22 protein-coding genes are annotated in these 24540 nt (G+C 73.0%); 12 read left to right on the top strand and 10 right to left on the bottom strand.

The window, feature by feature from the left end:
* Nucleotides 1-93: 93 nt before the first annotated feature.
* Nucleotides 94-1485, top strand: coding sequence for an MFS transporter (locus JK364_RS31810; protein ID WP_201854804.1), 1392 nt, complete (start codon nucleotides 94-96; stop codon nucleotides 1483-1485).
* Here the strand turns inward: JK364_RS31810 and rpsR are convergent.
* Genes rpsR through rpmG form a run of 4 tightly spaced genes read right to left on the bottom strand, consistent with a single transcriptional unit; the run spans nucleotide 1482 to nucleotide 3366 of the window.
* Nucleotides 1482-1727, bottom strand: coding sequence for a 30S ribosomal protein S18 (rpsR, locus tag JK364_RS31805; protein ID WP_201854803.1), 246 nt, complete (start codon nucleotides 1725-1727; stop codon nucleotides 1482-1484). The two genes, JK364_RS31810 and rpsR, sit on opposite strands and share 4 nt — an antisense overlap.
* Before the next feature lie 42 nt (nucleotides 1728-1769).
* Nucleotides 1770-2942, bottom strand: coding sequence for a GTP-binding protein (locus tag JK364_RS31800; RefSeq protein ID WP_201854802.1), 1173 nt, complete (start codon nucleotides 2940-2942; stop codon nucleotides 1770-1772).
* Nucleotides 2939-3196, bottom strand: coding sequence for a type B 50S ribosomal protein L31 (locus tag JK364_RS31795; protein WP_201854801.1), 258 nt, complete (start codon nucleotides 3194-3196; stop codon nucleotides 2939-2941). Before JK364_RS31795 ends, JK364_RS31800 begins: the two co-directional genes overlap by 4 nt.
* 5 nt (nucleotides 3197-3201) lie before the next feature.
* Nucleotides 3202-3366, bottom strand: a complete 165-nt coding sequence (rpmG, locus tag JK364_RS31790) for a 50S ribosomal protein L33 (protein WP_201854800.1) — start codon at nucleotides 3364-3366, stop codon at nucleotides 3202-3204.
* An 88-nt stretch (nucleotides 3367-3454) separates the two neighbouring features.
* Between rpmG and rpmB the strand changes: the two genes are divergently transcribed.
* Both rpmB and rpsN read left to right on the top strand, forming a co-directional pair.
* Nucleotides 3455-3691 carry a 50S ribosomal protein L28 gene (gene rpmB, locus JK364_RS31785; protein WP_201854799.1) on the top strand — a complete coding sequence of 79 codons (237 nt, stop codon included), beginning with the start codon at nucleotides 3455-3457 and terminating at the stop codon, nucleotides 3689-3691.
* Nucleotides 3691-3996: a 30S ribosomal protein S14 gene (rpsN, locus tag JK364_RS31780; RefSeq protein ID WP_201854798.1), complete on the top strand. Its 306-nt coding sequence runs from the start codon at nucleotides 3691-3693 to the stop codon at nucleotides 3994-3996. The genes rpmB and rpsN overlap by 1 nt, the downstream gene beginning before the upstream one ends.
* Before the next feature lie 102 nt (nucleotides 3997-4098).
* Here the strand turns inward: rpsN and JK364_RS31775 are convergent, their stop codons facing one another.
* The gene (locus JK364_RS31775) at nucleotides 4099-5175 is read right to left on the bottom strand and encodes an enoyl-CoA hydratase/isomerase family protein (protein WP_201854797.1); all 1077 of its coding nucleotides are present in this window, start codon (nucleotides 5173-5175) and stop codon (nucleotides 4099-4101) included.
* 220 nt (nucleotides 5176-5395) lie between these two features.
* On the opposite strand from JK364_RS31775, the gene JK364_RS31770 reads away from it, so the two are divergent.
* The 3 genes from JK364_RS31770 to JK364_RS31760 all read left to right on the top strand — a co-directional run bounded on the left by JK364_RS31770 (nucleotide 5396) and on the right by JK364_RS31760 (nucleotide 8455).
* On the top strand, nucleotides 5396-6850 hold the full coding sequence (locus tag JK364_RS31770; RefSeq protein ID WP_201854796.1) for a serine hydrolase domain-containing protein: 1455 nt from the start codon (nucleotides 5396-5398) through the stop codon (nucleotides 6848-6850).
* 111 nt (nucleotides 6851-6961) lie between these two features.
* Nucleotides 6962-8278 carry an ANTAR domain-containing protein gene (locus tag JK364_RS31765; protein WP_201854795.1) on the top strand — a complete coding sequence of 439 codons (1317 nt, stop codon included), beginning with the start codon at nucleotides 6962-6964 and terminating at the stop codon, nucleotides 8276-8278.
* 36 nt (nucleotides 8279-8314) lie between these two features.
* Nucleotides 8315-8455: a hypothetical protein gene (locus JK364_RS31760; protein WP_201854794.1), complete on the top strand. Its 141-nt coding sequence runs from the start codon at nucleotides 8315-8317 to the stop codon at nucleotides 8453-8455.
* Between the two features lie 94 nt (nucleotides 8456-8549).
* Here the strand turns inward: JK364_RS31760 and JK364_RS31755 are convergent, their stop codons facing one another.
* Nucleotides 8550-9452: an SCO4651 family lipoprotein gene (locus JK364_RS31755; RefSeq protein WP_201854793.1), complete on the bottom strand. Its 903-nt coding sequence runs from the start codon at nucleotides 9450-9452 to the stop codon at nucleotides 8550-8552.
* A gap of 233 nt (nucleotides 9453-9685) precedes the next feature.
* Between JK364_RS31755 and JK364_RS31750 the strand changes: the two genes are divergently transcribed.
* On the top strand, nucleotides 9686-12154 hold the full coding sequence (locus tag JK364_RS31750) for a SpoIIE family protein phosphatase (protein WP_201854792.1): 2469 nt from the start codon (nucleotides 9686-9688) through the stop codon (nucleotides 12152-12154).
* Nucleotides 12155-12291: 137 nt separating this feature from the next.
* On the top strand, nucleotides 12292-13593 hold the full coding sequence (locus tag JK364_RS31745) for a GAF domain-containing protein (RefSeq protein WP_201854791.1): 1302 nt from the start codon (nucleotides 12292-12294) through the stop codon (nucleotides 13591-13593).
* On the opposite strand, the gene aspA is transcribed toward JK364_RS31745, so the two are convergent.
* The 4 genes from aspA to JK364_RS31725 form a co-directional block, all read right to left on the bottom strand.
* A complete protein-coding gene (gene aspA / locus JK364_RS31740) occupies nucleotides 13576-14991 on the bottom strand; it encodes an aspartate ammonia-lyase (protein WP_201854790.1) in 1416 nt (471 codons plus the stop codon). The genes JK364_RS31745 and aspA overlap by 18 nt on opposite strands.
* A 41-nt stretch (nucleotides 14992-15032) precedes the next feature.
* On the bottom strand, nucleotides 15033-16067 hold the full coding sequence (locus JK364_RS31735) for an asparaginase (protein WP_201854910.1): 1035 nt from the start codon (nucleotides 16065-16067) through the stop codon (nucleotides 15033-15035).
* A 117-nt stretch (nucleotides 16068-16184) separates the two neighbouring features.
* Nucleotides 16185-17624, bottom strand: a complete 1440-nt coding sequence (locus tag JK364_RS31730; RefSeq protein ID WP_201854789.1) for an amino acid permease — start codon at nucleotides 17622-17624, stop codon at nucleotides 16185-16187.
* Nucleotides 17621-18313, bottom strand: a complete 693-nt coding sequence (locus JK364_RS31725; protein WP_201854788.1) for a FadR/GntR family transcriptional regulator — start codon at nucleotides 18311-18313, stop codon at nucleotides 17621-17623. Before JK364_RS31725 ends, JK364_RS31730 begins: the two co-directional genes overlap by 4 nt.
* A 171-nt stretch (nucleotides 18314-18484) precedes the next feature.
* Between JK364_RS31725 and JK364_RS31720 the strand changes: the two genes are divergently transcribed.
* From JK364_RS31720 to JK364_RS31705, 4 genes are read left to right on the top strand one after another with little or no spacing between them, the layout of a single operon-like run.
* On the top strand, nucleotides 18485-19498 hold the full coding sequence (locus tag JK364_RS31720; RefSeq protein ID WP_201854787.1) for a sugar ABC transporter substrate-binding protein: 1014 nt from the start codon (nucleotides 18485-18487) through the stop codon (nucleotides 19496-19498).
* Nucleotides 19495-21024, top strand: a complete 1530-nt coding sequence (locus tag JK364_RS31715; RefSeq protein ID WP_201854786.1) for a sugar ABC transporter ATP-binding protein — start codon at nucleotides 19495-19497, stop codon at nucleotides 21022-21024. The genes JK364_RS31720 and JK364_RS31715 overlap by 4 nt, the downstream gene beginning before the upstream one ends.
* Nucleotides 21017-22024 (top strand): ABC transporter permease, encoded by a 1008-nt coding sequence (locus JK364_RS31710; RefSeq protein WP_191068770.1) that lies wholly within the window; start codon nucleotides 21017-21019, stop codon nucleotides 22022-22024. The genes JK364_RS31715 and JK364_RS31710 overlap by 8 nt, the downstream gene beginning before the upstream one ends.
* 37 nt (nucleotides 22025-22061) lie before the next feature.
* Entirely contained in the window at nucleotides 22062-24533 is a 2472-nt protein-coding gene (locus JK364_RS31705; protein WP_201854785.1) for a SpoIIE family protein phosphatase, read from the top strand.
* Nucleotides 24534-24540 lie beyond the last annotated feature (7 nt).

Here is a 24540-nt window from a genome sequence, read left to right as displayed (position 1 = left end):
TCCCCCATCCATCTCCCCACTTCCCCCGTCCCCTTTCGTCTGCCCTCCCCTCCACCGCTCCGCTGCGTCGATCCGTTCAAGGAGGCATGGATCATGGACAGCAACACCCCCGCCACGGCGCGTCCCCCGTCGCCGGCCACCTCCCCCTCCGACCCTTCCACCCCCGCCGAACCACCCGCCGACCCCCGCGCGGTACGCCGCGCCGCCCTGGCCGGTCTCATCGGCACCGCGCTCGAGCAGTACGACTTCGTCATCTACGGCACCGCCTCGGCGCTGATCTTCAGCGACCTGTTCTTCCCCAACGCCTCACCGTCCGTGGGCATCCTGGCCAGCTTCAGCACCTACGCCGTGGGCTTCGCCGCCCGCCCGCTCGGCGGGCTCTTCTTCTCCCGCTACGGCGACCGTCTCGGCCGCAAGTGGGTGCTGGTGGCGACCCTGCTCCTGATGGGCGGCTCCACCCTCGCCATCGGACTGCTGCCCACCTACAACGAGGTGGGGCTGCTCGCCCCGATCCTGCTGCTCATCTGCCGTATGGGGCAGGGCTTCGGGGCCGGGGCCGAGCAGTCCGGCGGCGCCACCCTGCTCACCGAGACCGCCGCCCCCGGACGCCGCGGCAGACTGTCCTCCCTCGTCATGACCGGCGCCGCGCTGGGCACCGCCCTGGGCGCGGTGGCCTGGATCCTCGCCCAACGCCTGTCCGACGACGCCCTGATGAGCTGGGGCTGGCGGCTGATCTTCGGCAGCAGCCTCCTCGTGACCGTGATCGCCCTGGTGCTGCGCCGCAAGCTCAACGAGAGCCCGGTCTTCACCGAGCTCAAGGAGCAACGGGAGCGGCCCGCCTCACCGGTGAAGGAGGTCTTCCAACACGGCCGGAAGCCCATGCTGCTGGCGCTGTTCATGAACTTCGGCATCAGCACCCAGTCCTATACGTACCAGGTCTTCATGGCCTCCTACCTGGTGTCCAGCGTCGGCGTCGACAAGCACTTCGTCCCCCAGGTGCTGCTGATCGGGGCCCTGTGCGGCGGTCTCGCGGCCATCTGCTTCGGCACGCTCTCCGACCGCCTCGGACGGCGCCCGGTGTACTCCACCATCGTCGCCGCGCTGGTGCTGCTCCCGGCCCCGACCTTCATCGCGCTGAACACCGGCTCACACGTGGCGATCACCGTGGCCATCGTCATCGGCTTCATCCTGGCCTGCCACGGCTCGGTCGGCGTCCAGATGAGCTACTTCCCCGAACTGTTCGGCAAGCGCTACCGCTACGCGGGCGTCACGCTGGGCCGGGAGTTCTCCTCGCTGATCGGCGGCGGGGTCGCCCCGCTGCTCTGCAGCGCGCTCCTCACCGCGTTCTCCGGCTCCTGGATACCGGTCGCCATCTATATGTCGCTGGTCACGGCGGTCAGCCTCGTCGCCACCCGGATGTCCCCGGAGACCCTCGACCGCGATCTGAACACCGCGGCCGACAGCACCGAGCCGGTGAAGCGCTAGCGCGATCCGTAGGGCAGCAGCGCCATCTCCCGCGCGTTCTTGATGGCACGGGCCAGTTGGCGCTGCTGCCGCGCGGTCACCCGGGTCACCCGGCGGCTGCGTATCTTGCCGCGGTCGGAGACGAACTTCCGCAGCAGCTCGGTGTCCTTGTAGTCGATGTAGGTGATACCGGCCTTGTCCAGCGGGTTCACGCGGTCGCGCCGGGCGTCCCGGCGGGTGGGGTCGATGCGTCGGGGCACCATCTCGTCCTTGTCTGTGGGGTGCGTGCGGTGTCCGTGCTCCGGTCAGGACACCGGGTCGAGCAGTTCGTCAAAGGCGTGCGGCAGCCGGCTCCAGGCGTCCGGCCCGGCCGCGTACTCGGCGTCGGTCAGCAGACACGAGTCGAGCAGGGCCAGCAGCCCATCGCGGTCGAGACCGGGCGAGGTGAAGGTCAGGTGCTGACAGCGGTCGCCGTGGTCGGGGTGCCAGTCCAGCGCGGCGGCCACCCGCCGCTCGGCCGGCACCATCTCCCAGGCCGCGTCCGGCAGCGCGGCCAGCCACGGCCCGGCCGACTCCACACACAGCGCCCCGCCCGCCGCGTCCCACGACAGCAGGGTGTCGCCCCGGTCCGCCAGCCAGAAGCGGCCCCGGCTGCGGGCCGCGGCACAGGTCAGATCCTCCAGCGCGGCATACAGCCGCCCCGGGTGGAAGGGTCGCTCACGCCGCCAGACGAGCGTGGCCACGCCGTGCTCATCGCCCTCCTGGGGCAGCAGTGCGCACGCCGGATGGAGACGGGCGGCCGCCGCCGCGATGTCGAAGCCCCGCAGCACGACGGGGCCCAGGGCCCCCTCGCCGAGCCGCATCCGCCGTGCGCCCGGGGTGAGTTGGGTCAGCAGGGCCAGATCGCCGTCGTCCACGGGCTCCCCGGACGTCGCGTCCCCGGCGACGGCGATCACCGTGGGGTACTCCAGCTGCCGGGCGAAGGTGTCCGCGATGGTGCGCTGGTCGGTCGGCGCGGCGGCGAGACCGGCCTCGGCGAGGTCGTCGCCATTGGCGAGATACGGCACCATCAGCGCCGGGTCGACCGCGGTGGCCACCCCGGTCAGCTCCAGCGGCGCGCCCTCGGCCGCGATGACGGCGGCCATGGCCTGGGGCTCGACCGAGTCCCACAGCTCGACCACGGCGAGCCGGTGCCCGCCGCCCGTGGCCAGGCGCAGCAGCTCGGGGACCATGTCCTCGCGCAGCGCACAGCACGCGCAGTCGTTCACCAGCGGCGCCTCGCCCTCGCCGAGCGGCCCGGAGGCGTCGCGCACGGTACGGCGCACGGCGCGGTCGATGGTGGTGGCGGCGGACAGATCGTGGTGCAGCGCCACGGAGCCGGGCACCGTGCGCAGGATCTCCTCGACGGCGGCGCGGCGGGCGTCGGCGTGCAGTCCGCCCACGACCGCCACGGCCAGCCGGTTCTCGTCCGCGTTCACCGGCCCCTCCGTTCGCGTCCGTAGCGCCGCTGGAACCGCTCGACGCGGCCCGCGGTGTCCACGACGCGCTGGTTGCCGGTGTAGAAGGGGTGGCTCGCCGAGGAGATCTCGACGTCGATGACCGGGTAGGTGTTGCCGTCCTGCCACTCGACCGTCTTGTCACTGGTGGCGGTGGAGCGGGTGAGGAAGGCGAAGTCGGCGGCCCGGTCGCGGAAGACGACGGGCCGGTAGGCGGGGTGGATACCGGGCTTCATGGCGGTCAGCGCTCCTCACGGAAGTCGACGTGGCGGCCGGCGACCGGGTCGTACTTGCGCAGGGTCAGCCGGTCGGGGTCGTTCCGCCGGCTCTTGCGGGTCACATACGTGTAGCCGGTGCCCGCGGTGGACCTCAGCTTGATGATCGGGCGTAGTTCATTGCGTGCCATGAGCCCCAGCATACACGGAAGTGGTTTTCATTTTCATCTAGCTGCTACGCTGCCGCGACATCCACACCACACGACCGAACGGAGAACCATGTCCGCCCACTGCCAACTCACCGGCCGGCAGCCCGGCTTCGGGCACCACATCTCCCACTCCCACCGCCGCACCAAGCGCCGGTTCGACCCCAACGTCCAGCGCAAGCGCTACTGGCTGCCGAGCGAGGGCCGCCATATCCGGCTCGCCCTGAGCGCCAAGGCCATCAAGACCGTCGACGCGATCGGCATCGAGGCCGCCGTGGCCCGTATCCGCGCCCGGGGAGGGAAGGTCTGATGGCCAAGAAGAGCAAGATCGCCAAGAACGAGAAGCGCCGGGTGGTCGTGGCCCGCCACGCCAAGCGCCGCGCCGAACTGAAGGCGGTCATCGCCGACCCCCGGACCTCGGCGGAGGACCGGCTCGACGCCCAGCGGGAGCTGCGCCGCCAGCCCCGCGACGCCAGCGCCACCCGGGTACGCAACCGCGACTCCATCGACGGCCGCCCCCGCGGCCATCTGCGCGCCTTCGGACTGTCCCGCATCCGGCTGCGCGAGATGGCACACGCCGGTGAACTCCCCGGGGTGACCAAGAGCAGTTGGTGACCGGCCGCCGGGTCGGGCCACCCCGTTGAAGCGTGCCGCTTGGCACACTATTTCAGCCGTCGGCGCCGATGGTCCGCCCATCGGCGCCGACGGAGCGTCCGGCTACGGAGCGTCGCCGAGGCGAAGATCACCGTCGATGGGCGGCACGAAGAAACCGGCCACCTCCGCGTCCGTGACCTCGGCGAGAGCCGCCGGGGTCCAGCGGGGGCGGCGGTCCTTGTCGATCACCTGGGCGCGGATGCCCTCGATGAGGTCAGGGCGCGAGAGGGCCGCGCAGGAGACGCGGTACTCCTGCTCCATGACGCGCTCCAGCGAGCCGAGCGCCCGCGCCCCGCGGACGGCGGCCAGCGTCACCTTCAATGCCGTGGGGGACTTGGCGAGGAGGGTCTCGGCGGTCTCCTTGGCGGCCGGTTCCCCGACGGCCATCAGCCGGTCCACGATCTCCTCGACGGTGTCCGCCGCATAACACTGGTCGATCCACTCCCGCCGGCCGTCCAGGGTCCCGGCCGGGGCCTCGACGGCGTACCGGGGCAGGACGTCCGCCACCGGCTCCGCGGCCAGGTCCCGGGTCAGCGCGGGCAGTTGCCCGGAGGGGACGACATGGTCGGCCAAGCCGCAGCGCAGGGCGTCGGCGGCGCCCACCGAAGCTCCCGTGAGGGCCAGGTGCGTCCCGAGTTCGCCCGGTGCGCGGGCCAGCAGATGGGTGCCGCCGACGTCCGGTACGAAGCCGATCGTGGTCTCGGGCATGGCCACCCGGGAGCGCTCGGTCACGACGCGTATGCCGCCGTGCGCCGAGATCCCGACGCCGCCGCCCATCACGATGCCGTCCATCAGGGCCACATACGGCTTGGGGTAGCGGGCGATCCGGACGTTGAGCGTGTACTCGTCGCGCCAGAACGCCCGCGAGGCCGCGCCGCCGCCCGAGGTCACGTCCTGGTGGATCAGGCGGATGTCGCCGCCCGCGCACAGCCCGCGCTCCCCCGCCCCGTCGATCACCACCGCCGATACGGCCGGGTCCCGCTCCCAGGCGGTGAGGGCCTCGGCGATCCGGGTCACCATCGGATGGGTGAGGGCGTTGAGGGCGCGGGGCCGATTGAGGGTGAGATGTCCGGCGCGGCCCTCGACGCGCGTCAGCACGGCGTCGTCGTCGGTCACGCGATCGGTCACGGAGTCGGTCACGAGGTGTTCGTTCCTTCCGGTGTCTGGTGCGTTCGCGGATCACCGGCGATCCGTCACCGCCGATCCTCTCAACGAGCCCGCGGCCCGCCACAGCCGCGCCCTCCGCCCGGCCGGCGGCACAAAATCCGCCCGGCCGGGCGGCACAAAACCCTCTGGACACCCGCCGCCCCGCCGGGGAGGGTTGGCGCAGCCCACCCCTGACCCCACGAGGACCCGTCTGATGAGTGCTCATCCGCTGCCCACCAGCACCCCCGCCGCCGAGGGCGTGGACGCGCGGGGCGTCCACGCCTTCCTCGACGCCGTCGAGGGCGCGCCGGAGATCGAGCCGCACAGTCTGATGATCCTGCGCCACGGCCGGCTGATCGCCTCCGGCTGGTGGGCGCCGTACACGGCCGAGCGGCCGCATCTGCTCTACTCCCTCAGCAAGAGCTTCACCTCCACGGCGGCGGGGCTGGCCGCCGCCGAGGGGCTGCTGGACCTCGACGCTCCCGTGATCTCGTACTTCCCCGAGTTCGAGGCGGAGATCACCGACCCGGGCAGCCGCGCCATGCTCGTACGCCATGTCGCGTCCATGGCCAGCGGGCACCTCGAGGAGACGCTGGAGCGGGCGTTCGGGCTGGACCCGGAGGAGCCCGTGCGCGGCTTCCTGCGGCTGCCGCCGGATCGCGCCCCGGGCACCGTCTTCGCGTACAACCAGCCCGCCACGTACACGCTCGCCGCGATCGTCCAGCGGGTGACCGGACAGTCGCTGACGGAGTATCTGCGGCCGCGCCTGTTCGATCCGCTGGGTATCGGCGAGGCGGCCTGGCTGCAGGTGCCGGCCGGGCGCGACCTCGGCTTCAGCGGGCTGTTCGCGGCCACCGACGCGATCGCCCGACTGGGGCTGCTGTATCTGCGGGGCGGTGAGTGGGAGGGCGAGCGGCTGCTTCCGGCCTCCTGGGTCGAGAACGCGACCCGGCTGTGGATCCCGACCGAGGAGCCCATGGCGGGCGGCTCGGGGCCGGACTGGCGGCGGGGGTACGGGCTCCAGTTCTGGATGTCCCGGCACGGGTACCGGGGCGACGGGGCGTTCGGGCAGTTCTGCCTGGTGCTGCCCGAGCACGATGTGGTGATCGCCACAACGGCGGACACCGAGCGGATGCAGGCCGTCCTGGACGCGGTCTGGGAGCATCTGCTGCCCGCGTTCGGCGACGCGCCGCTCACCGGCCGCGAGGACGACGACGCCGCGCTGGAGCGGCGGCTGTCCCGGCTCGCCCTGCCGCCGCTGGCGGCGAAGCCCGCGCCGCTCTCGGACCCCGGCGCCTGGTCCGGCACGGAATTCACCCCCGAAGGCGGCGTCTGCGCGGACCAGCCGACCCTGACGGGGGTCACCGTGGCCGAGGACGGCTCCGGCGGCTGGGCCGTCTCGCTGGCCGAGCGGGCGTCCCGGCTGGACCTGGGATTCGACGGCGCGGGGTGGCGGGTGCACACCGGGCCGGAGGCGCCCGTTCCCACGGCGGTGAGCGGGGGCTGGACGGACCCGGACACGCTGACCGTGGACATCGCGTTCCTGGAGACCCCGCACCACCTGGTGGTCGCCTGCTCCCTCGCGGACCGCGTCTTCACCGCGCGGTGGCGCACTACGCCGCTGCACCGCGGACCGCTGCACGCCATGCGCGCGCCGGGGCCGCGTTGACCGCGCCGGGCCCGCGTTGACTCATTCCGCCCGTCTGACCAAGGTATGGCTCGGTCCGGGGTGCTCCCCCGGGCCGAACCCCCTGCGGACGGAATGCGGAACGAGGCGGAGATGCGCGAGATCGATGCGACGGGCGGGAACGACGACCGGGGCGTGCGGAGGAACGCGCCGGACGAGCGACCGCACCCGGTGCCGGGTCCGGCATCCGGGGGCGCGGCATGGCTGCTGCGCCCCGAAGGGGGCCTCGACCGGCCGGACCACCCCGTGTTCACGGGCGCGCGGCAGGCCGGCCGGGAGAGACCCGGCGCCGCCGTGATCGTGGATCTCTCTCGGGTCCGGGAGATCACGGCGGAGGGTGTGCGGGGTCTGCTGCGCTGTGCGCGCTCCCTGTCCGAGGCCGGTGCCCCGCTGCTCCTGGCCGGGGCCGCCGACGACGTGGCGCGGCTGCTGCGGACGGTGCTGGTGGACGGCACGATCCGGATGTACGCCACCGTGGAGTCGGCCGTCGCCGCCCGCGGCGGAACGGCGACGGGGGCGGACACCTCCGCGCGCGACGGCGACCGGACGGCGGTGCCGGAGGTGATACGGCTGCGCCGGGAGACCGTCGATCTGCGCGCCAGACTGCGCTCGCACCCGCTGATCGCGCAGGCGCAGGGCGTGCTGTGGGAGCGCTATCGGCTGCCCACGGAGCAGACCGCGTTCACCCTGCTCAAGCGCGGCTCACAGACGCACAACGTGAAACTGCGGACCCTGGCGGCCGCGCTGCTGCGCGCGGAGCGGCCCGCCCCCGGCAGCGCGCTGTGGTTTCCGGAGCGCACCCGCGGGGAGGCCCCCGCGCTGCCGTTCCTGCCGGATGTGCGGCCCGGTGAGGTCCACCGCTCCACCGTGGTGAAGCGGGTGCTGAACCGGGCCATGGAGGTGGTGGGCTCCGACATGGGGGATCTGCAGCTGGCGGACCCGGCCGGGCTGCGGATGGAGCAGCACCACGGCCTCGGCAGGGAGTTCATCGACTTCTTCTCCCATGTCGACGAGGGCGAGACGGCGTGTGCGCTGGCGGCGGCCCGCGCCCGGCCGGTGGTGTCGCACATCGCCACCGACCGCGTCTTCTCCGACACCGCCCGCGAGGTCATCCTGGCCACCGGCTCCCGCACCGCGCACAGCATCCCCATGACCGGCGCCTCCCGCGAGGTCGTCGGGGTGTTCTCGGTCCATGTGCCCAAGGTCAGACACAGCCTGACCGACGCGGAGACCGCGATCCTGCTCGACCTGGCCACCCGGGCGGGGCTGTGGCTGGAGTGGCACGAGCGCACGGTCGTGCTGGACGCGCTCGAAGACCTGCACCGGCGCGCCCTGGCCGCGGCCCGCGGAGCGGCTCCGCGGCGGCCGTCTCTCGGGAGTCCTCCCGGCGGGTACCCGTCGGAGTCCTGACAGCGCCGCCCGGGGCCCGGCGTGGGGAGGACGACCATGGCTGTACCGGCCGCGACCCGCTCCGGCGGCATCCACGCGCCGCCGTGGCTCGGGATCTACCCCAACGACCATCTGGTGGCCGCCACGGCAGCGGTCGGGCCGACCCGCGGGATGAATCGAGGCCGGCCCGGCGGATGAATCGAGGCCGGCTCGGCCCGCACGGCCGGGGCGGGCACACCGGGCGTCTGGGCCCGCCGCGCCGCCTACTACAGGTGAAGGCGCCCCCGCCGGATCAGCCCTCGGCTCCCCGCGCCAGCTCGGAGAGGTCCATGGTCCGGTTCGCCGGCGGCGCCTTCACGGTGACCGGCTCATTGAGGGCCGAGAAGGTGATGGTCATGTCGAGCGGGCCCTTCTTCCCCTCGCCGCGGACGCGGAACCGCTTGGTGTGGCCGTCCGGGTCGATCCACATGTCCATGGTCAGCCGGTCGACCCCCATTCCCTCGTACGCCTTGAGGTTCTTCTCGCGGCGCTCGCGGGTCGCCGCGTCCTCGCCCTTCAGGCTCGCGCGCATCTGGCGGAGGCCGATGGTGCCCCGGTAGTGCGTCGTCCGCACCCCGTCGATGGTCTCCTCGCCGAGCCGCTGCACATCGTCGGCACCGGAGAGGAAGGCCGACTCGTCGGCCGGGTTCTTGTCGGCCTGGCGGGAGAGCGAACCGCCGGCCAGCGCGCCGGTCGCCTTCTCGCCCAGCGCCCCGAGGTCCAGCTTGAGCCAGCTCTTGCCGTCCAGCCCGGCGGCGGCCTCCTTGCCCCCGTCGAGGTACATCACCCCGTCCAGCATCCGGATCTCCACCGCCGCGTCCGTGCCCTGGCCGACCGCGCGCATCTTCATGCTGACGGCGAGCGGCTCGGTGCTCATCGCCGCCTCGCCCTCGATCCGCCCGTCCTCGGGGGTGCGGCCACTCATCCGGTAGCGGAACGAGGTGAGCTTCTCACTCTTCTCGGCAGCCGCGCGCACGGCCGCCGCCGGGGCGAGCCGAACCTGCTCCGAGGACTTCTCCCCCGCCTTGCCCTCGGACTTCCCGTCCGCGCCGGACGATCCGCAGCCGACCGCGCCGCCGCACAGCAGCACGGCGGTGAGCACGGCACCGGCCGCACGGACACCCTTGCCATGTCCCCCATGTACGGCCATGTCCATAAACCCCACCCCTTGCAGAACTTCTGTTCGTTTCGCTGTGATCCGGGACAGTACCAGCAGCGAGTGACAGCCGGCTCCCGGCCATCATGCGCGGGCCACGCCCCATGTGCCGACCCCTCTCACCGTGGGCATACTTGAAGACGCGACCATTGGTTCACTCTCCGCCAAGGGCGCCACGGTGGAGCCGGCACCTCGCCCACGGCGGAAGACCGGGGCAAAGGTGAGATGACGGCATGACGCGACCGGACACCCCGCGGGACGAGTGGTCCGTCCGGTCGGGCGATCTCCTCGGCGAGGGGGCCACCGCCAAGGCCACGGTCGACGAGCACGGCATCGTCACCCGGTGGAACGAGGCGGCCCGCGGGCTGCTCGGCTACCGCCCCGCCGAGATCGTGGGCAGGCCCGCGGCCGAGCTGCTCCACGACTCCTCGCCCGCCCGCGCGGACGTGCCGGCCGCGCTGCGCTCCCCCTCCCCGCCCGCCCGGCTGAACGGGCGGGTCACCCTGCTGCGCCGCGATGGCTCCACCGTGGAGCTGGGGCTGCTGGCGCACCGCCGCACCTCGTCCGCCGGGGCCCCCGAGTGGCTGATCGTCTCCGCCGTACCGCGCGCCGGGGACGCCGCCCGGGACGAGGAGTTGATGCGGCGCTCCTTCCTCGATGGCCCCTGCACGATGGCGGTCTACGACACCGGGCTGCGGCTGCGCTGGGCCAACCGCGACCTGGAGCGGGTGATGGGCCTGGCGCAGCAGGAGATGCGGGGGCTGCGGATCCCGGAGATCCTGCCCGGCCCCGAAGCCGAGTCGGCCGAGCGGACGATGCGGCGGGCGCTGGAGACGGGCGAGGGGCAGCGGCTGGAGCTGGCCGCGCCCATGCCCGGCCACCCCCGCCCGCTCGCCTGGTCCGCCGTCGTCGCCCCGCTGCTGGACGACGAGGGCCGGGCGGCGGCCGTGATGCTGTCCGCTCACGACACCACCGCCCAGCTGACCGCCCGGCAGCGGCTGACACTGCTCAACGAGGCCAGCGTGCGGATCGGCAGCACCCTGGACATCGACCGGACCGCACAGGAGCTGGCCGATGTGGCCGTCCCGGAGCTCGCCGACTTCGTCACGGTCGATCTGCTGCCCGCGGTGCACGACGGCGGCGAACCGCGCCCCGGCCCGCCGGGCGGCCATGTGCTGCTGCGCCGGGTCGCCTGCCGGTCGGTCTTCACGGGCTGCCCGGAGGCCGTACTGGAGCCGGGGCAGGTGGCGGCCTACCCCGAGTTCTCCCCCGCGGCCGAGTGTCTGAAGGCCGAGCGGGCGATGCTGAACCGGGTCACCGACCCCGCCGTCGCCCGGTGGGCCGACGAGGCCCCGGAGCGGGCCGCCATGATCCACCGGTTCGGGCTCCATTCGACGATGGCCGTTCCGCTGCGGGCCCGCGGCACCACCCTCGGCGTGGCCACCTTCTCCCGGCACCGCCGCCCCGAGCCGTTCGAGCAGGACGATCTGCTGCTCGCCGAGGAGATGACGGCCAGGGCCGCCGTCTGCGTCGACAACGCCCGGCGGTACACCCACGAGCGGCACACCGCGCTGGCCCTGCAGCGCAGTCTGCTGCCGCGCACCCTGCCCCCGAGCGCCGCCGTGGAGGTCGCCTCCGGCTATCGTCCGGCCGACTCCCGGTCCGGGGTGGGCGGCGACTGGTTCGACGTCATCCGGCTGTCGGGCGCGCGGGTCGCCCTGGTCGTCGGCGATGTGGTGGGCCATGGCGTACGGGCGTCGGCGGCGATGGGGCGGCTGCGGACGGCGGTGCGCACCCTCGCCGACGTCGATCTGGCCCCCGATGAGCTGCTCACCCATCTGGACGATCTGATCAACCATCTGTCGGACGAGACGGAGAACGACAGCGGTGGCGCGGGCGCGGCAGAGGCGGTGGGGGTGACCAACGCCCAGGTCGGCGCCACCTGTCTGTACGCGGTCTACGACCCGGTCTCCCGCCGCTGCTCACTGGCGCGGGCCGGGCATCCGCCGCCCGTGCTGGTGACGCCCGACGGCACCGCCACCCTTCTCGACCTGCCCAGCGGGCCACCGCTGGGGCTGGGGAGCCTGCCGTTCGAGACGGTCGAGCTCGAACTGCCGGAGGGCAGCCTGCTGGCCCTCTACACCGACGGGCTGATCGAGTCCCGCGGAAGGGACGTCGACAAGGCGATCGACACTCTGCGCCTCACCCTCGCCCGGCCCGCCGCCTCCCTGGACGGCCTGTGCCAGGCGGTGCTGGCCGAGCTGCTGCCGGGCCACCCCACCGACGACATCGCCCTGCTCCTGGCCCGCACCCGGGGGCTGGACGCGGACAGCGTGGCCACCTGGGAGCTGCCGGACGACCCGGCCGTGGTGGCCCGGGCCCGCCGGGAGGCCGCCGAGCGGCTGGCCGCGTGGGGCTTCGAGGAGGCCGGCTTCACCATGGAGGTCGTGGTCGGCGAGCTGGTCACCAACGCCATCCGGCACGCCGCCCCGCCCATCAGGCTGCGGCTGATCCATGACCGGGCCCTGATCTGCGAGGTCTCCGACGGCAGCGCCACCGCACCGCATCCGCGCCGCGCCCGCGCCTTCGACGAGGGCGGCCGCGGACTGCTGCTGGTGGCCCAGCTGACCGAGAGCTGGGGCACCCGGCAGACCGCCACGGGCAAGACCATCTGGGCCGAACTGGCCGGGCCCGCCCTGTAGGAGCCATGGCCCGAAGGGCCGCTCGCATCGTCGTGGTCGCCTCTCCCCCGCTTCACGACCGCAGCCCCCGCCGCGCCTCTTCACTACAATCGCGGAGCAACGAAGCCCCGCTCAGCAGAGGCTGAAGGCTGCCATCCATGCGTACCCAGCACCCACGCGACGCCGGTCCCCTGGCCGCGCTGAGCCCCGCCGAATCGGCCCGTCTCATGGCGGTGATCCGCGAGGCGGCGCTGAGCCGGGGACGGCTTCCGCTGCCCGCCCGCCCGGTGATCGGCGCCTCCTGGGACCGGATGCTGCGCCTGGGCCTCGACCCGGACCACGGCCGCGCGCCACGGCCGCTGAGCCTGGACGAGCTGGAGCGCCGGAGGCGGCAGACCCGGCTGGCCGAGGTGCTGCCCACCCTGCAGAACGGGCTGCTGGAGGCGGCGGAGGCGGCCGCGCACATCATGATCATCGCCGATGCGGAGGGCCGGATCCTGTGGATCGACGGCCATCGGGGGGTGCGTCGGCAGGCCGACGGCATCGCGCTCGTGGAGGGTTCGCACTGGGCCGAGGACGTCGCCGGGACCAGCGGAATCGGCACCGCGCTCGCCGTGAAGTCCCCCGTGAGGGTGCATTCGGCGGAGCACTTCGTGAGCGCCTTCCACACCTGGAGCTGCGCCGCCGCCCCGGTCCACGACCCGCGCGACGGACGGCTGCTGGGCGTCATCGACGTCAGCGGCCCCGCCGGGACCGCCCATCCGACGGTGCTCTCCCTGGTCACCGCGACCGCCCGGTGGGCCGAGGGCGAACTGCGCCTCGCCCACAGCCGGGAGCTGGAGGGCCTGCGCGCGGTCGCCGCGCCGCTGCTGGCACGGATCCACGGCAAGGCCGTCGTGGTCGACCAGGACGGCTGGATCGCCGGGGTCACCGGGGTGACCCCGCGCGAGCGCCGGCTGTCGCTGCCGAAGGCGCCGTACGACGGGCCGGTGTGGCTCCCGGCGCTCGGCGCGTGCGCGGTGGAGCCGCTGCCCGGCGGTCATCTGCTGCGGGTGCTGGACGGCGACACCTCCGAGGGGGGCGGTCCGGCCGGCTGGGGCGATCTGCTGCTGGACGTACGCCATCCGCACCGCTGGTCCCTGACCTTCTCGGGCCCCTCGGGCACCTGGACCCATGAGCTCAGCGCCCGCCAGGCCGAGGTGCTGCTGGTGCTCGCCGCGCACCCCGAGGGGCGCACGGCGGCCCAGCTGGCCCAGGACCTGTTCGGGGACCCGACGCGGACGGTCACCGTACGGGCCGCGATGTCCCGGCTGCGCGGACGTGTGGGGGCGGTGCTGGCGCACCGCCCCTACCGCATAGCCGACAGCGTCCGCATCGACGTGGCGACCCCGGACCACCCCACCGAACTGCTCCCCCACAGCTCGGCCCCGGGAGTGGTCCGACTACGAACGGAGCCCTGAGGGCTTCCCGGCCACCTCCTCCGGGCGCAGGACCTCGGCCAGGCGGTCGGCGGGCAGCAAGCCCTTCTCCAGGACGAGTTCGGCCACGCCGCGGCCCGTGGCGAGGGCCTCCTTGGCGATGCTGGTGGCCGCGCTGTAGCCGATGTACGGGTTGAGCGCGGTGACCAGGCCGATGGAGTTCTCCACGGAGGTGCGCAGCCGCTCGGCGTTGGCGGTGATGCCCGCGACGCACCGTTCGGCCAGCACCAGGCAGGCCGCGCGCAGATGGGTGACGCTCTCCGAGAGGGAGTGCAGGATGATCGGCTCGAAGGCGTTGAGCTGGAGCTGTCCGGCCTCGGCGGCCATCGTGATGGCGACGTCGTTGCCGATCACCTCGAAGGCGACCTGGTTGACCACCTCGGGGATCACCGGGTTGACCTTGCCGGGCATGATGCTGGAACCGGCCTGCACCGGGGGCAGGTTGATCTCGTTGAACCCGGCCCGCGGGCCCGAGGAGAGCAGCCGCAGGTCGTTGCAGCTCTTGGAGAGCTTGACGGCGATGCGCTTGAGGACGCCCGACAGATGGACGAAGGCGCCGCAGTCCTGTGTGGCCTCGACCAGGTTGGCGGCGGTGACCAGCGGCAGTCCGGTGATGGCCTCGAGGTGGCGGCGGGCGGCCTCGGCGTAGCCCTTGGGGGCGTTGAGTCCGGTGCCGATGGCGGTCGCGCCGAGGTTGATCTCGTGCACCAGGGTGGCGGCCTCCAGCAGCCGGCTCTGGTCCTCCTCCAGCATCACGGCGTACGCCGAGAACTCCTGGCCCAGCGTCATGGGCACCGCGTCCTGGAGCTGGGTGCGCCCCATCTTCAGGACGTCGCGGAACTCCTCGGCCTTGGCGGCGAACGCCTGGCGCAGCGTCTCCATGGCCGCGTGGAGCTCACGGACGGCGATGATCGTGGAGACGTTGACGGCGGTCGGGTAGACGTCGTTGGTGGACTGGCTGAGGTTGACGTCCTCGTTGGGGTGGAGGTGGGCGTAGTCGCCCCTCTCGTGGCCGAGGAGTTCCAGCGCCCGGTTGGCGATCACCTCGTTGGCGTTCATGTTGGTCGAGGTCCCGGCGCCGCCCTGGATCACATCGACGATGAACTGGTCGTGCAGGGCGCCCCGGCGTATCTCCTGGCAGGCGGCCGCGATGGCGTCGGCCTTATCCGTGGTGAGCAGCCCGAGGTCCTCGTTGGCGCGGGCGGCGGCCTCCTTGACGGCGGCCAGGGCGCTGATCAGGTGCGGATAGGCGGAGATGGAGGTGCCGGTGATGGGGAAGTTCTCGCCGGCGCGCAGGGTGTGGATGCCCCAGTAGGCGTCGGCGGGGACGTCTCGGTCGCCGAGCAGGTCGTGTTCGCGGCGATGGCCGGTGGCGCTCATGGTGTGCGGTCTTCCTCGGTTCCTGGTGAGGGTGGGCGGGGTCAGGCGGCGGGCGGGGCCAGGACGTCGGTGGGGTGCACACCGCCGACGGCGGCCCCGCCGCCGTACACCGGCGTGGTGGCGAACTCGGCGAGGACACCGGGGTCGATCCCGCAGTGGGCGAGGGCCGCGGCGGTCACCGGCATCCGGGCGCGGTCCGCACCGTCGGCGATCTTCACGGCGACGGCCCGGCCGTCGGGCAGCGCGGCGATCTGCACGCCTTCGAAGCCGTCCTTGGCGATCAGGCCCGGTACGGCGCGCATCAGCCGGGCCACGTCCCGGTCGGTGCCGGACGCCATGTCCGGGTGGGCGCGCAGCGCGGCCGCCACCCGCCCCTCGGGGGTGTCCATGGCGCCGGAGGCGATCCGGGCGGCCGCCGTCGCGAGCCCGCGCAGGGAGACGGAGAACAGCGGTGCGCCGCAGCCGTCGACCGAGACCCGGGCGATGCCCTGCCCGGTGAGGTCCTCGACCGTCTCGGCGATCAGCCGCTGCAGCGGATGGGCCGGGTCGAGATAGTCCTCCAGCGGCCAGCCGCGCAGCTGGGCGGTGAGCAGCATCGCGGCGTGCTTGCCGGAGCAGTTCTGGGCGAGCCGGGTGGGCTCGCCGCCGTCGCGCAGCCAGGCGTCGCGTTCGGCGGCGCCGTACGGCAGGTCCGGGGTGTTGCCGAGGTCGGTCTCGGTGAGCCCGGCCCGGTCGAGGATGCGGCGGGCGCCGTCCAGATGGCGCGGCTGGCCGGAGTGGCTGGCGGCGGTGAGCGACAGCAGCTCCCCGTCCAGCGGCAGCCCGGCCCGCAGCAGGCCGACGGCCTGGACGGGCTTGAGCGCGGAGCGCGGGTAGAAGGCCACGTCGATGTCGCCGGCCTGGAAGGCGACCCGGCCGTCGGCTGCCAGGACGACGACCGAGCCGTGGTGGACGCCCTCGATGGCCCCGCCGCGCACCACATGGGCGAGCGGCACATGGCGGGGTGCACGGACGGCGGGGGGCTCGGCCGGGGTACGGCGGGTCGCGTCGTCGGTCCGTCCGAGGGGGGTGTTCATGGTGGTGCTCTCGTGGTCGAGGGTGTTCACGGGGTGGGATTCCTCCGGGTGGTGGTGGAGGGAGAGGGCGTCCGGGGTGGTACGGCCGCGCAGGAGAAACGATTCCTCAGTATGCGCTCACGAGGGGTCCTTCATCCGGCTGCGGGCCACGTACCAGCCGATGACCAGCGCCGCCACGATCGCCGGAAGCGCCATGACGGTCAGTCGGCTGGGGCCGCCGTCCGCCCACATCAGGACGAGGACGGAGGCGAGGAAGCCCAGGGTGACGATCTCGGTGTACGGGGAGCCGGGGAGTTGGTAGCCGGGACGGCTGACCTGGCCGGCCTGGGCGCGCCGCCAGAACAGCAGATGACAGAGCATGATCACGGCCCAGGTCGAGAGGATCCCGATCGCGGCGAAGTTGAGCACGATCTCGAAGGCCTCGCTCGGCACCACATAGTTCAGGCCCACGCCCAGCACGCAGAAGAAGGAGGTGAGCAGGATGCCTCCGTAGGGCACATGGGTGCGGCTCATGGCGCCGGTGAACTTGGGCGCGGAGCCGGACATCGCCATCGAGCGCAGGATCCGGCCGGTGGAGTACAGCCCGGAGTTGAGGCTGGACATCGCGGCGGTGAGCACGACGAGGTTCATCACACCGCCGGCCGCCGGGACGCCGATCTTGGACAGCACGGTGACGAACGGGCTCTCGTCGCCCGAGTAGGAGCCGGAGGGCAGCAGCATCGAGAGCAGCACCACGGAGCCGACGTAGAACAGGGCCACCCGCCACATGATGGAGTTGATCGCCTTGGGCATGATCTTCTCGGGGTTCTCGGTCTCGCCCGCGGCCACGCCGACCAGTTCCACGGAGGCGTAGGCGAAGACGACGCCCTGGATGACCAGCAGCATCGGCAGCACACCGTGCGGGAAGACGCCGCCGTGCTCGGTGATCAGGCTGGGGCCGGTGCTGCCACCGGCCACCTGCTCGCGGGTGACCAGCAGGAAGATGCCGATCGCCATGAAGGCGACGAGCGCGCCGACCTTGATGATCGCGAACCAGAACTCCAGCTCACCGAAGATCTTGACCGAGATCAGATTGACCGTGAGCACCACGGCGAGCGCGATCAGGGCGATCACCCACTGCGGGATCTCGGTGAACATCCCCCAGTAGTGGGTGTACGTCGCCACGGCCGTGATGTCGGCGATCCCGGTGGTGGCCCAGTTCAGGAAGTACATCCAGCCCGCGACGAAGGCACCCTTCTCGCCGAGGAACTCACGGGCGTAGGAGACGAACGCGCCGGAGGAGGGCCGGTGCAGCACCAGCTCGCCCAGAGCGCGTACGACCAGGAAGGCGAAGACGCCGCAGACCGCGTACGCCAGGGCCAGCGACGGCCCGGCGTCCTTGAGCCGCCCGCCGGCGCCGAGGAAGAGGCCGGTGCCGATGGCGCCGCCGATGGCGATCATGTTGACGTGCCGGGCCTTGAGGGACTTGCTGTAGCCGGCGTCGCCCGCGTCCACATGCGCGGGGCTCCCGGCCTGGTGCTGTGGGCGGTCTTCTTGCCGGAGGGACTGCTCGCTCACGCCTGCTGTCCGCCTTCCGTCGGTGCTGTCGTCCGGCTGTCCGCCGCAGCGGGCCGCACGATGGAGGTCAGGGTGGTCTCCACGCGTTCGAGGTGGTGGGACATGGCCTCCACCGCGTCGTGTTCGGACCCGTCGGCGAGCGCCTCGACGATCGCCCGGTGCTCCCGGTTCGACTGCTCGCGGCGGCCGCCGAGTTCGTTGAGAAATGCCGACTGCCGGGCCAGGGCATCGCGGATCTCCTCGATGACCCGCCGGAAGACCGGGTTCTGGGCCGCCTGGGCGACGGCGAGATGGAACAGCGTGTCCATCGCCACCCATGCGGTGGTGTCGGTCTCCCGCTCCATCCGCTCCAGCAGATGGGACAGGTGGTCGAGGTCCTCGGCGGAGCGGCGCAGGGCCGCGTAGCCCGCCACCGGGATCTCGATGTGCCGGCGCACCTCCAGCAGGTCGCTCGCGGCGTAGTCGCCGAAGGTGGGGTCCTCCACCGGACCGCTGGAGATGACGAAGGTGCCCTTGCCGGTGCGCGAGGCGGTCAGCCCCATGGTCTGCAGGGCCCTGAGGGCCTCGCGGAGCACCGGCCGGCTCACCTCCAGGCGACGGCAGAGCTCGGCCTCGGAGGGGAGTTTGTCCCCCACCGCGTAATCGCCGCGCTCGATCGCTTCCCGGAGGTGGGTGAGAACCGCTTCCATCGCGCTGATGCGACGAGGGGAGGCGAATCCGGAACCACCTGTCTGGCTGTCTGACAAGTTCACGCCGCGATCCTCAGGCGTACACCGGAGGGTTGTCAAGGGTCGGCTTTCCCCTCCCTGCCGCCCGTTCTGTGTTGATATGGGGTATTCATCCCGAATGCCGGAGACCCCATGCCCCACCGCCTCACCACCGCCACCGCGGCCCTGCTCCTGCTGTGCGGCCCGGCCGCCGCGGGCTGCGGCGGGGGCGCGGGCTCGGGCGAGGTCGGCGTGGTGCTGCCGCTGCTGACCTCGCCCTTCTGGGAGGCGTACAACGACGCCATCCCGGAGCAGGCCAGGAAGGCGGGCGTACGGGCGCTGCCGACGGTCAACTCCGACAACGACCCGAGCAAACAGATCACCGACATCGACAATCTGCTGGCACAGGACGTCAAGGGCCTGGTCGTCTCCCCGATCGACTCCGCCGCCATCGGCCCCGGGCTGAGCGCCGCCCGGCGCGCCCATGTGCCGGTGGTCGCCGTCGATGTGGCCCCCGACCGGGGCCGGGTGGCCATCGTGGTCCGGGCCGACAACCGCGCGTACGGCGTCAAGGCGTGCCACAGCCTCGGCCGCGCCGTGCGGCGGGGCACGGTGGTGCAGATCGAGGGCGATCTGGCCTCGGTCAACGGCCGGGACCGCACGGCCGCCTTCACCCGCTGCATGGCGCGGCACTACCCGGACATCAAGATCCTGGACATCGCGGCCGACTGGCAGGCGGAGAAGGCGGCGGCCGGTCTGGAGGCCCTCTACAGCGCCCACCCCGACATCAAGGGCATCTACCTCCAGGCCGGCGGCGTCTATCTGGCGCCCACCCTGCGCACCCTCCAGCGCCACCGCGCCCTGGTCCCGGTGGGCCGGCGCGGCCATATCGCCATCGTCTCCAACGACGGGATCCCGCAGGAGCTGGACGCGATCCGTAAGGGCCTCATCGACGCCACCGTCTCCCAGCCGGTGGATCTCTACGCCCGCTACGCCATGCGCTACATCAAGCGGGCCATGGCCGGGAAGCCCTTCCGGACCGGGCCGACCGGCCACGGCAGCACCATCGTCCGGCTGCGCGGCGGCAATCTGGAGGACCAGCTGCCCGCCCCGCTGGTGACCCGGGCCAATGTCGACGACCGCTCCCTGTGGGGCAACCGGGCATGACCGAGGAGCCGCCCCCGCTGGCCGAGGCGCGCGGGATCACCAAGCGGTACGGGCCCACGGTGGCCCTGCGGGACGCGGGGATCGCCGTACGGGCGGGCGCCTCGCACGGCCTCGTCGGCCGCAACGGCGCGGGCAAGTCCACGCTGGTCGCGATCCTCACCGGTCTCGAGCGGCCGGACGCGGGGACGGTGGCCTACGACGGCGAGCCCGCCCCCGCCCCCGCCGACCGGGCGGCGTGGGACCGCCGGGTGGCCTGTGTGCACCAACGCTCGACGGTCATCGGCGAACTGACGGTCGCGGAGAACCTGTTCCTCGGCCGCCGTCCGGTCACCTCCCGGGGGCTGCCGGTCAGTTGGCGGCGGCTGCGCCGGGAGGCCCGCGCCCTGCTGGACACCTGGGGCGTGGCGGTGCCCGAGAGCGCCGTGGCGCGGGTCCTGAGCGTCGAGGACGCCAAGCTGGTGGAGATCGCCCGCGCGCTGTCCCGCGGCACCCGCTTCATCATCCTCGACGAGCCCACGGCCCAGCTCGACGGCCGGGCCGCCGCACGGCTGTTCGGCCATATGCGGCGGCTCCAGGACGCCGGGGTCACCTTCCTGTACATCTCGCACCGGCTGGGCGAGATCTACGAGGTCTGCCGTACCGTCACCGTCCTGCGGGACGCCCGCCGGATCGTCACCGCGCCGGTCGGCGAACTCCCCACCCGGGCGCTGATCGAGGCCATGACGGGCGGACCCGCCGAACCGTACCGCGCCCCGGCCCCCGCCGCCCCCGCCCCGCCGCGGCCGGGCGCCCCGGGGCCGATGGCGGTGCGGGTCGACCGGCTCAGCGGGCCGTACTTCCACGACGTCAGCCTCACCCTCGCGGCCGGGGAGGTGGTGGGCCTCGCCGGACTGGCCGGCTCCGGCAGTCATCAGCTCGGCGCCGCCCTGGCCGGTCTGCACCGGCCCACCGGCGGGCGGATCGAGATCCTCGGCCGGCCGCTGCGGACCGGCAGCGTCCCGGCGGCGCTGGCCGCCGGGGTGGGCTGTCTGCCCCGCGACCGGCACACCGAGGGGCTGGTCCCCCAGCTGTCGGTGGCCGAGAACATCACCATGCCGGTCAGCGGACGGCTCGGGCCCGGCGGGCTGATCCGGCCCTCGGTCCGGGACGCCCTCGCCCGCCGCGCCATCGACGAGCTGGAGATCACCACCGAGGGCCCGGCGCAGCCGGTGACCGCGCTGTCCGGCGGCAATCAGCAGAAGGTGGCCATGGCCCGCGCGCTGGCCACGGATCCGCGGGTGCTGGTGCTGATCGACCCGACGGCCGGGGTGGACGTCCGGTCCCGGCGGGCTCTGCTGGACGTCGCGCTGCGGGCGCGGGCCCAGGGGCGGGCGGTGCTGCTGGTCTCCGACCAGCCGGAGGATCTGCGGGCCTGCGACCGGGTGCTGGTGATGGCGGGCGGCTTCATGACCGCCGCGTACGAGGCGGGCTGGGCGGAGCGGGAGCTGATCGCCGCGATCGAGGGGATTCCCCCCGGCCATGGCTGACCTCCGTACGCCCCACGCGCCGGGCCGCGTCCGCCGCCTCGTCCCGCTCGGCATCCGCGATCTGGCGCTGCTGCCCGCGGTGGTCCTGCTGCTGGTCATCGGCGCGCTCGGCAACCCCGGCTTCCTCACCCGGGACAACCTGGTCAACATCCTGGGGGCGTCCTCGGCGCTCGGGCTGCTGGTGCTCGCCGAGGCGATGATCCTGATCAGCGGCAGGATGGATCTCTCCCTGGAGTCCATCGCGGGTCTGGCACCCGCGCTCGGCTTCCTGGTCGTCATCCCGGCCGCCGACGCGGGCTTCGGCACCCGGTGGCCCACCTGGGCGGGGCTGCTGCTGATCCCGCTGGTGGGCGCGGGCGTGGGCGCCGTCAACGGGGCGCTGATCGTGGGGCTGGGGCTGAACGGATTCATCGTGACCCTGGCGATGAACATCGTGCTGCGGGGGGTGCTGATCGGCCTGGTCTCGGGCAGGACGCTGTTCAGCGCGCCGGACGCGTTCTTCGCCCTGGGCTCCCGGGACTGGCTGGGAGTACCGATCTCGGTGTGGCTGACGGCGCTGTGCTTCGCGCTCGCCGGATTCGTGCTGCGCTACCACCGGCACGGCCGCGCGGTGTACGCGATCGGCGGCAGCACCCCCGCCGCCCGGGCGGCGGGCATCCGGACCGGCCGGGTGGGGTGGGCGGTCCTGGTGATCGGCGGGGCGCTGTCGGGGGTGGCCGGGCTGGTGCTGGCCGGGCGGGTCGGGGCGCTGGGCGCCAATCAGGGCAGCGGTCTGATCTTCACCGTCTTCGCGGCCGCGGTGATCGGCGGGATCAGCCTCCGGGGCGGCCGGGGCTCCCTGCTGGGGGCGCTGCTGGGCACCCTGCTGCTGGGGATGCTGGAGAACCTGCTGACCCTCGCCCAGGTGTCGTCGTTCTGGATCCAGGCGATCTACGGCGGGATCATCCTCGTCGCGCTCGTGGTCGCACGGCTCACCACCGGGGAGGCGCAGGAGTCATAGTATTAAGGGAAATGTATCCGCAGATGGGACGGGTGCGATGGCCATCCCCCAGGGAATCGCGCCGACCGAGACGCATGTCCCGTTCGACATGGCGGATGCGGCCTCGGCGCTGATCGACGCCACGGGGACCGTTATCGGCTGGACTCCGGCGGCGGAGAGACTTCTCGGCTATCCGGCGGCGGATGCGATGAAGCAGTCGGCCAGGATGCTGCTGGCGGCGCCCGAGGACGCCGCGAAGGCCGAGGCGATCGGCTCGTGGTGCCAGGAGCACGACGGCTGGGGCGGTCTGGGGCGGCTCCGGCACCGGGACGGCCGCCGGATCGAGGTGGGGCTGCGGATCTCCGCCGTGCGCGACCCGGACGGCGAGGTCTCCTGGCTGGTCTCCGGGATCGACATGGGCTCCATCCCGACCTGGGCGCTCAGCGGCTCGCTGCTCCAGGCGTTCCTCACCCGGTCGCCGGTCGGGATCGCCGTGCTCAGCCCGGATCTGCGGTATGTGTGGCTCAACGACACGCTGGAGCGCTACGGCGGGCTGCCCCGTGAGCAGCGGATGGGCCGCCGGATGGCGGAGTGCCTGCCGGGGCTGGACACCGAGGCGCTCGAGGCGCAGATGCGGCAGGTGCTGAAGACCGGCAGGCCGGTGATCGACTACGAGTACCGGGGCTGGACGATGGCCGCGCCCCACCGCGAGCACGCGTACTCGACCTCCTTCTTCCGCCTGGACAACGCCGAGGGCCGTCCGGTGGCCGTGTGCTACATGGGCATCGACGTCACCGACCGGTGGCGGGCCCGGGAGCGGCTGGCGCTGCTCAACGAGGCCAGCGCCCACATCGGCAGCACCCTGGACGTCATGCGCACCGCCCAGGAGCTGGCCGACTTCGCGGTGCCGCGGCTCGCCGACTTCGTCACCGTCGATCTGCTGGACTCCATCCTGCGCGGCGACGAGCCCCTGGAGACCCCCGGCGAGACCCTGCCCGCCTTCCGCCGGGCCGGTCAGGCGTCGATCCGGGAGGGGTGCCCGGAGTCCATCGCGGCGCCGGGAGACGCGATCACCATCTCCCCCACGTCCCCCTTCGCCTGCTGCTTCTTCTCCGGGGAGGCCCTGCTCGACCCCGTGATGGACCACTCCATCAGCGCCTGGTCCGGGGACGATCCGGCGCGGACGGCGAAGGTGCGCGAGTTCGGGATGCGGTCGCTGATGGTGGCGCCGATCGGGGCGCGCGGCGCCCTGCTGGGCGTGGCCTCGTTCGTCCGCTCCCGGCATCCGGACCCGTTCGAGGAGGACGATCTGCTGCTCGCCGAGGAGCTGGTCGCGCGGGCCGCGCTGAACATCGACAACGCCCGCCGCTACAGCCGTGAGCACGCCGCCGCGCTGGCCCTCCAGCGCAGTCTGCTGCCGCACGCCCTGAGCGGCGGCCAGGCCGTCGAGGTGGCCTCGCGCTACCTCCCCACGGACGCGCGCCACGGGGTCGGCGGCGACTGGTTCGATGTGATCCCGCTGTCCGGCGCCCGGGTGGCGCTGGTGGTCGGCGATGTGGTCGGGCACGGCATCAACGCCGCGGCCACCATGGGGCGGCTGCGGACCGCCGTGCACACGCTCGCCGACATGGACCTGCCGCCCGAGGAGCTGCTGGCCCACCTCGACGACCTGGTCATCCGGCTCACCGAGGAGGAGGCCGGGCAGGAGGGCGTGGCGGCCGCGGTGCTGGGCGCCACCTGTCTGTACGCGGTCTACGACCCGGTCACCCGGCGGTGCACGATGGCGCGGGCGGGCCACCCGACCCCCGCGATCGTGGACCCCTCGGGCGAGGTCACCTTCCCCGCGCTGCCCGCCGGTCCCCCGCTGGGCCTGGGGTCGCTGCCGTTCGAGTCGGCGGAGCTGGAGCTGCCCGCCGGAAGCCTGATCGCCCTCTACACCGACGGGCTCATCGAGACCTGCGACCAGGACATCGACGTAGGCCTGAGCCGGCTGAGCAACGCCCTCGGCCAGGCCGTGCTGCCGCTGGAGGAGCTCTGCCGCACGGTCGTCGACACCCTGCTGACCTCCCCGCAGACCGACGATGTGGCCCTGCTGCTGGCCCGTACCCACGGTCTGGGCACCGGCCATGTCGTCTCCTGGGACCTGCCATCCGATCCGGCCGTCGTCGCCAGCGCCCGCTCCCTGGCGATGCGCCAGCTCGCCGAGTGGGGGCTGGACGAGCTGATGACGACCACGGAACTGATCGTCAGCGAGCTGGTCACCAACGCCATCCGCCACGGCACCGGCCCCATCCGGCTGCGGCTGATCCGGCACGACGTACTGATCTGCGAGGTCACCGACACCAGCAACACCTCGCCGCGGCTGCGCCACGCCCGCACCACCGACGAGGGCGGCTGGGGGCTGTTCCTCGTCGCCCAGCTGACCCGCCGCTGGGGCACCCGCTACACCGAGGGCGGCAAGCTCATCTGGGCCGAACAAGACCTTCCGGAACAACACCGCCCGGAACGAGACCTCCCGGAATCGGCATGAAGCACGC

This window comes from Streptomyces endocoffeicus, assembly GCF_016741935.1.
Lineage (GTDB): Bacteria > Actinomycetota > Actinomycetes > Streptomycetales > Streptomycetaceae > Streptomyces > Streptomyces endocoffeicus.
This window is presented reverse-complemented; position numbering and strand designations above follow the sequence as displayed.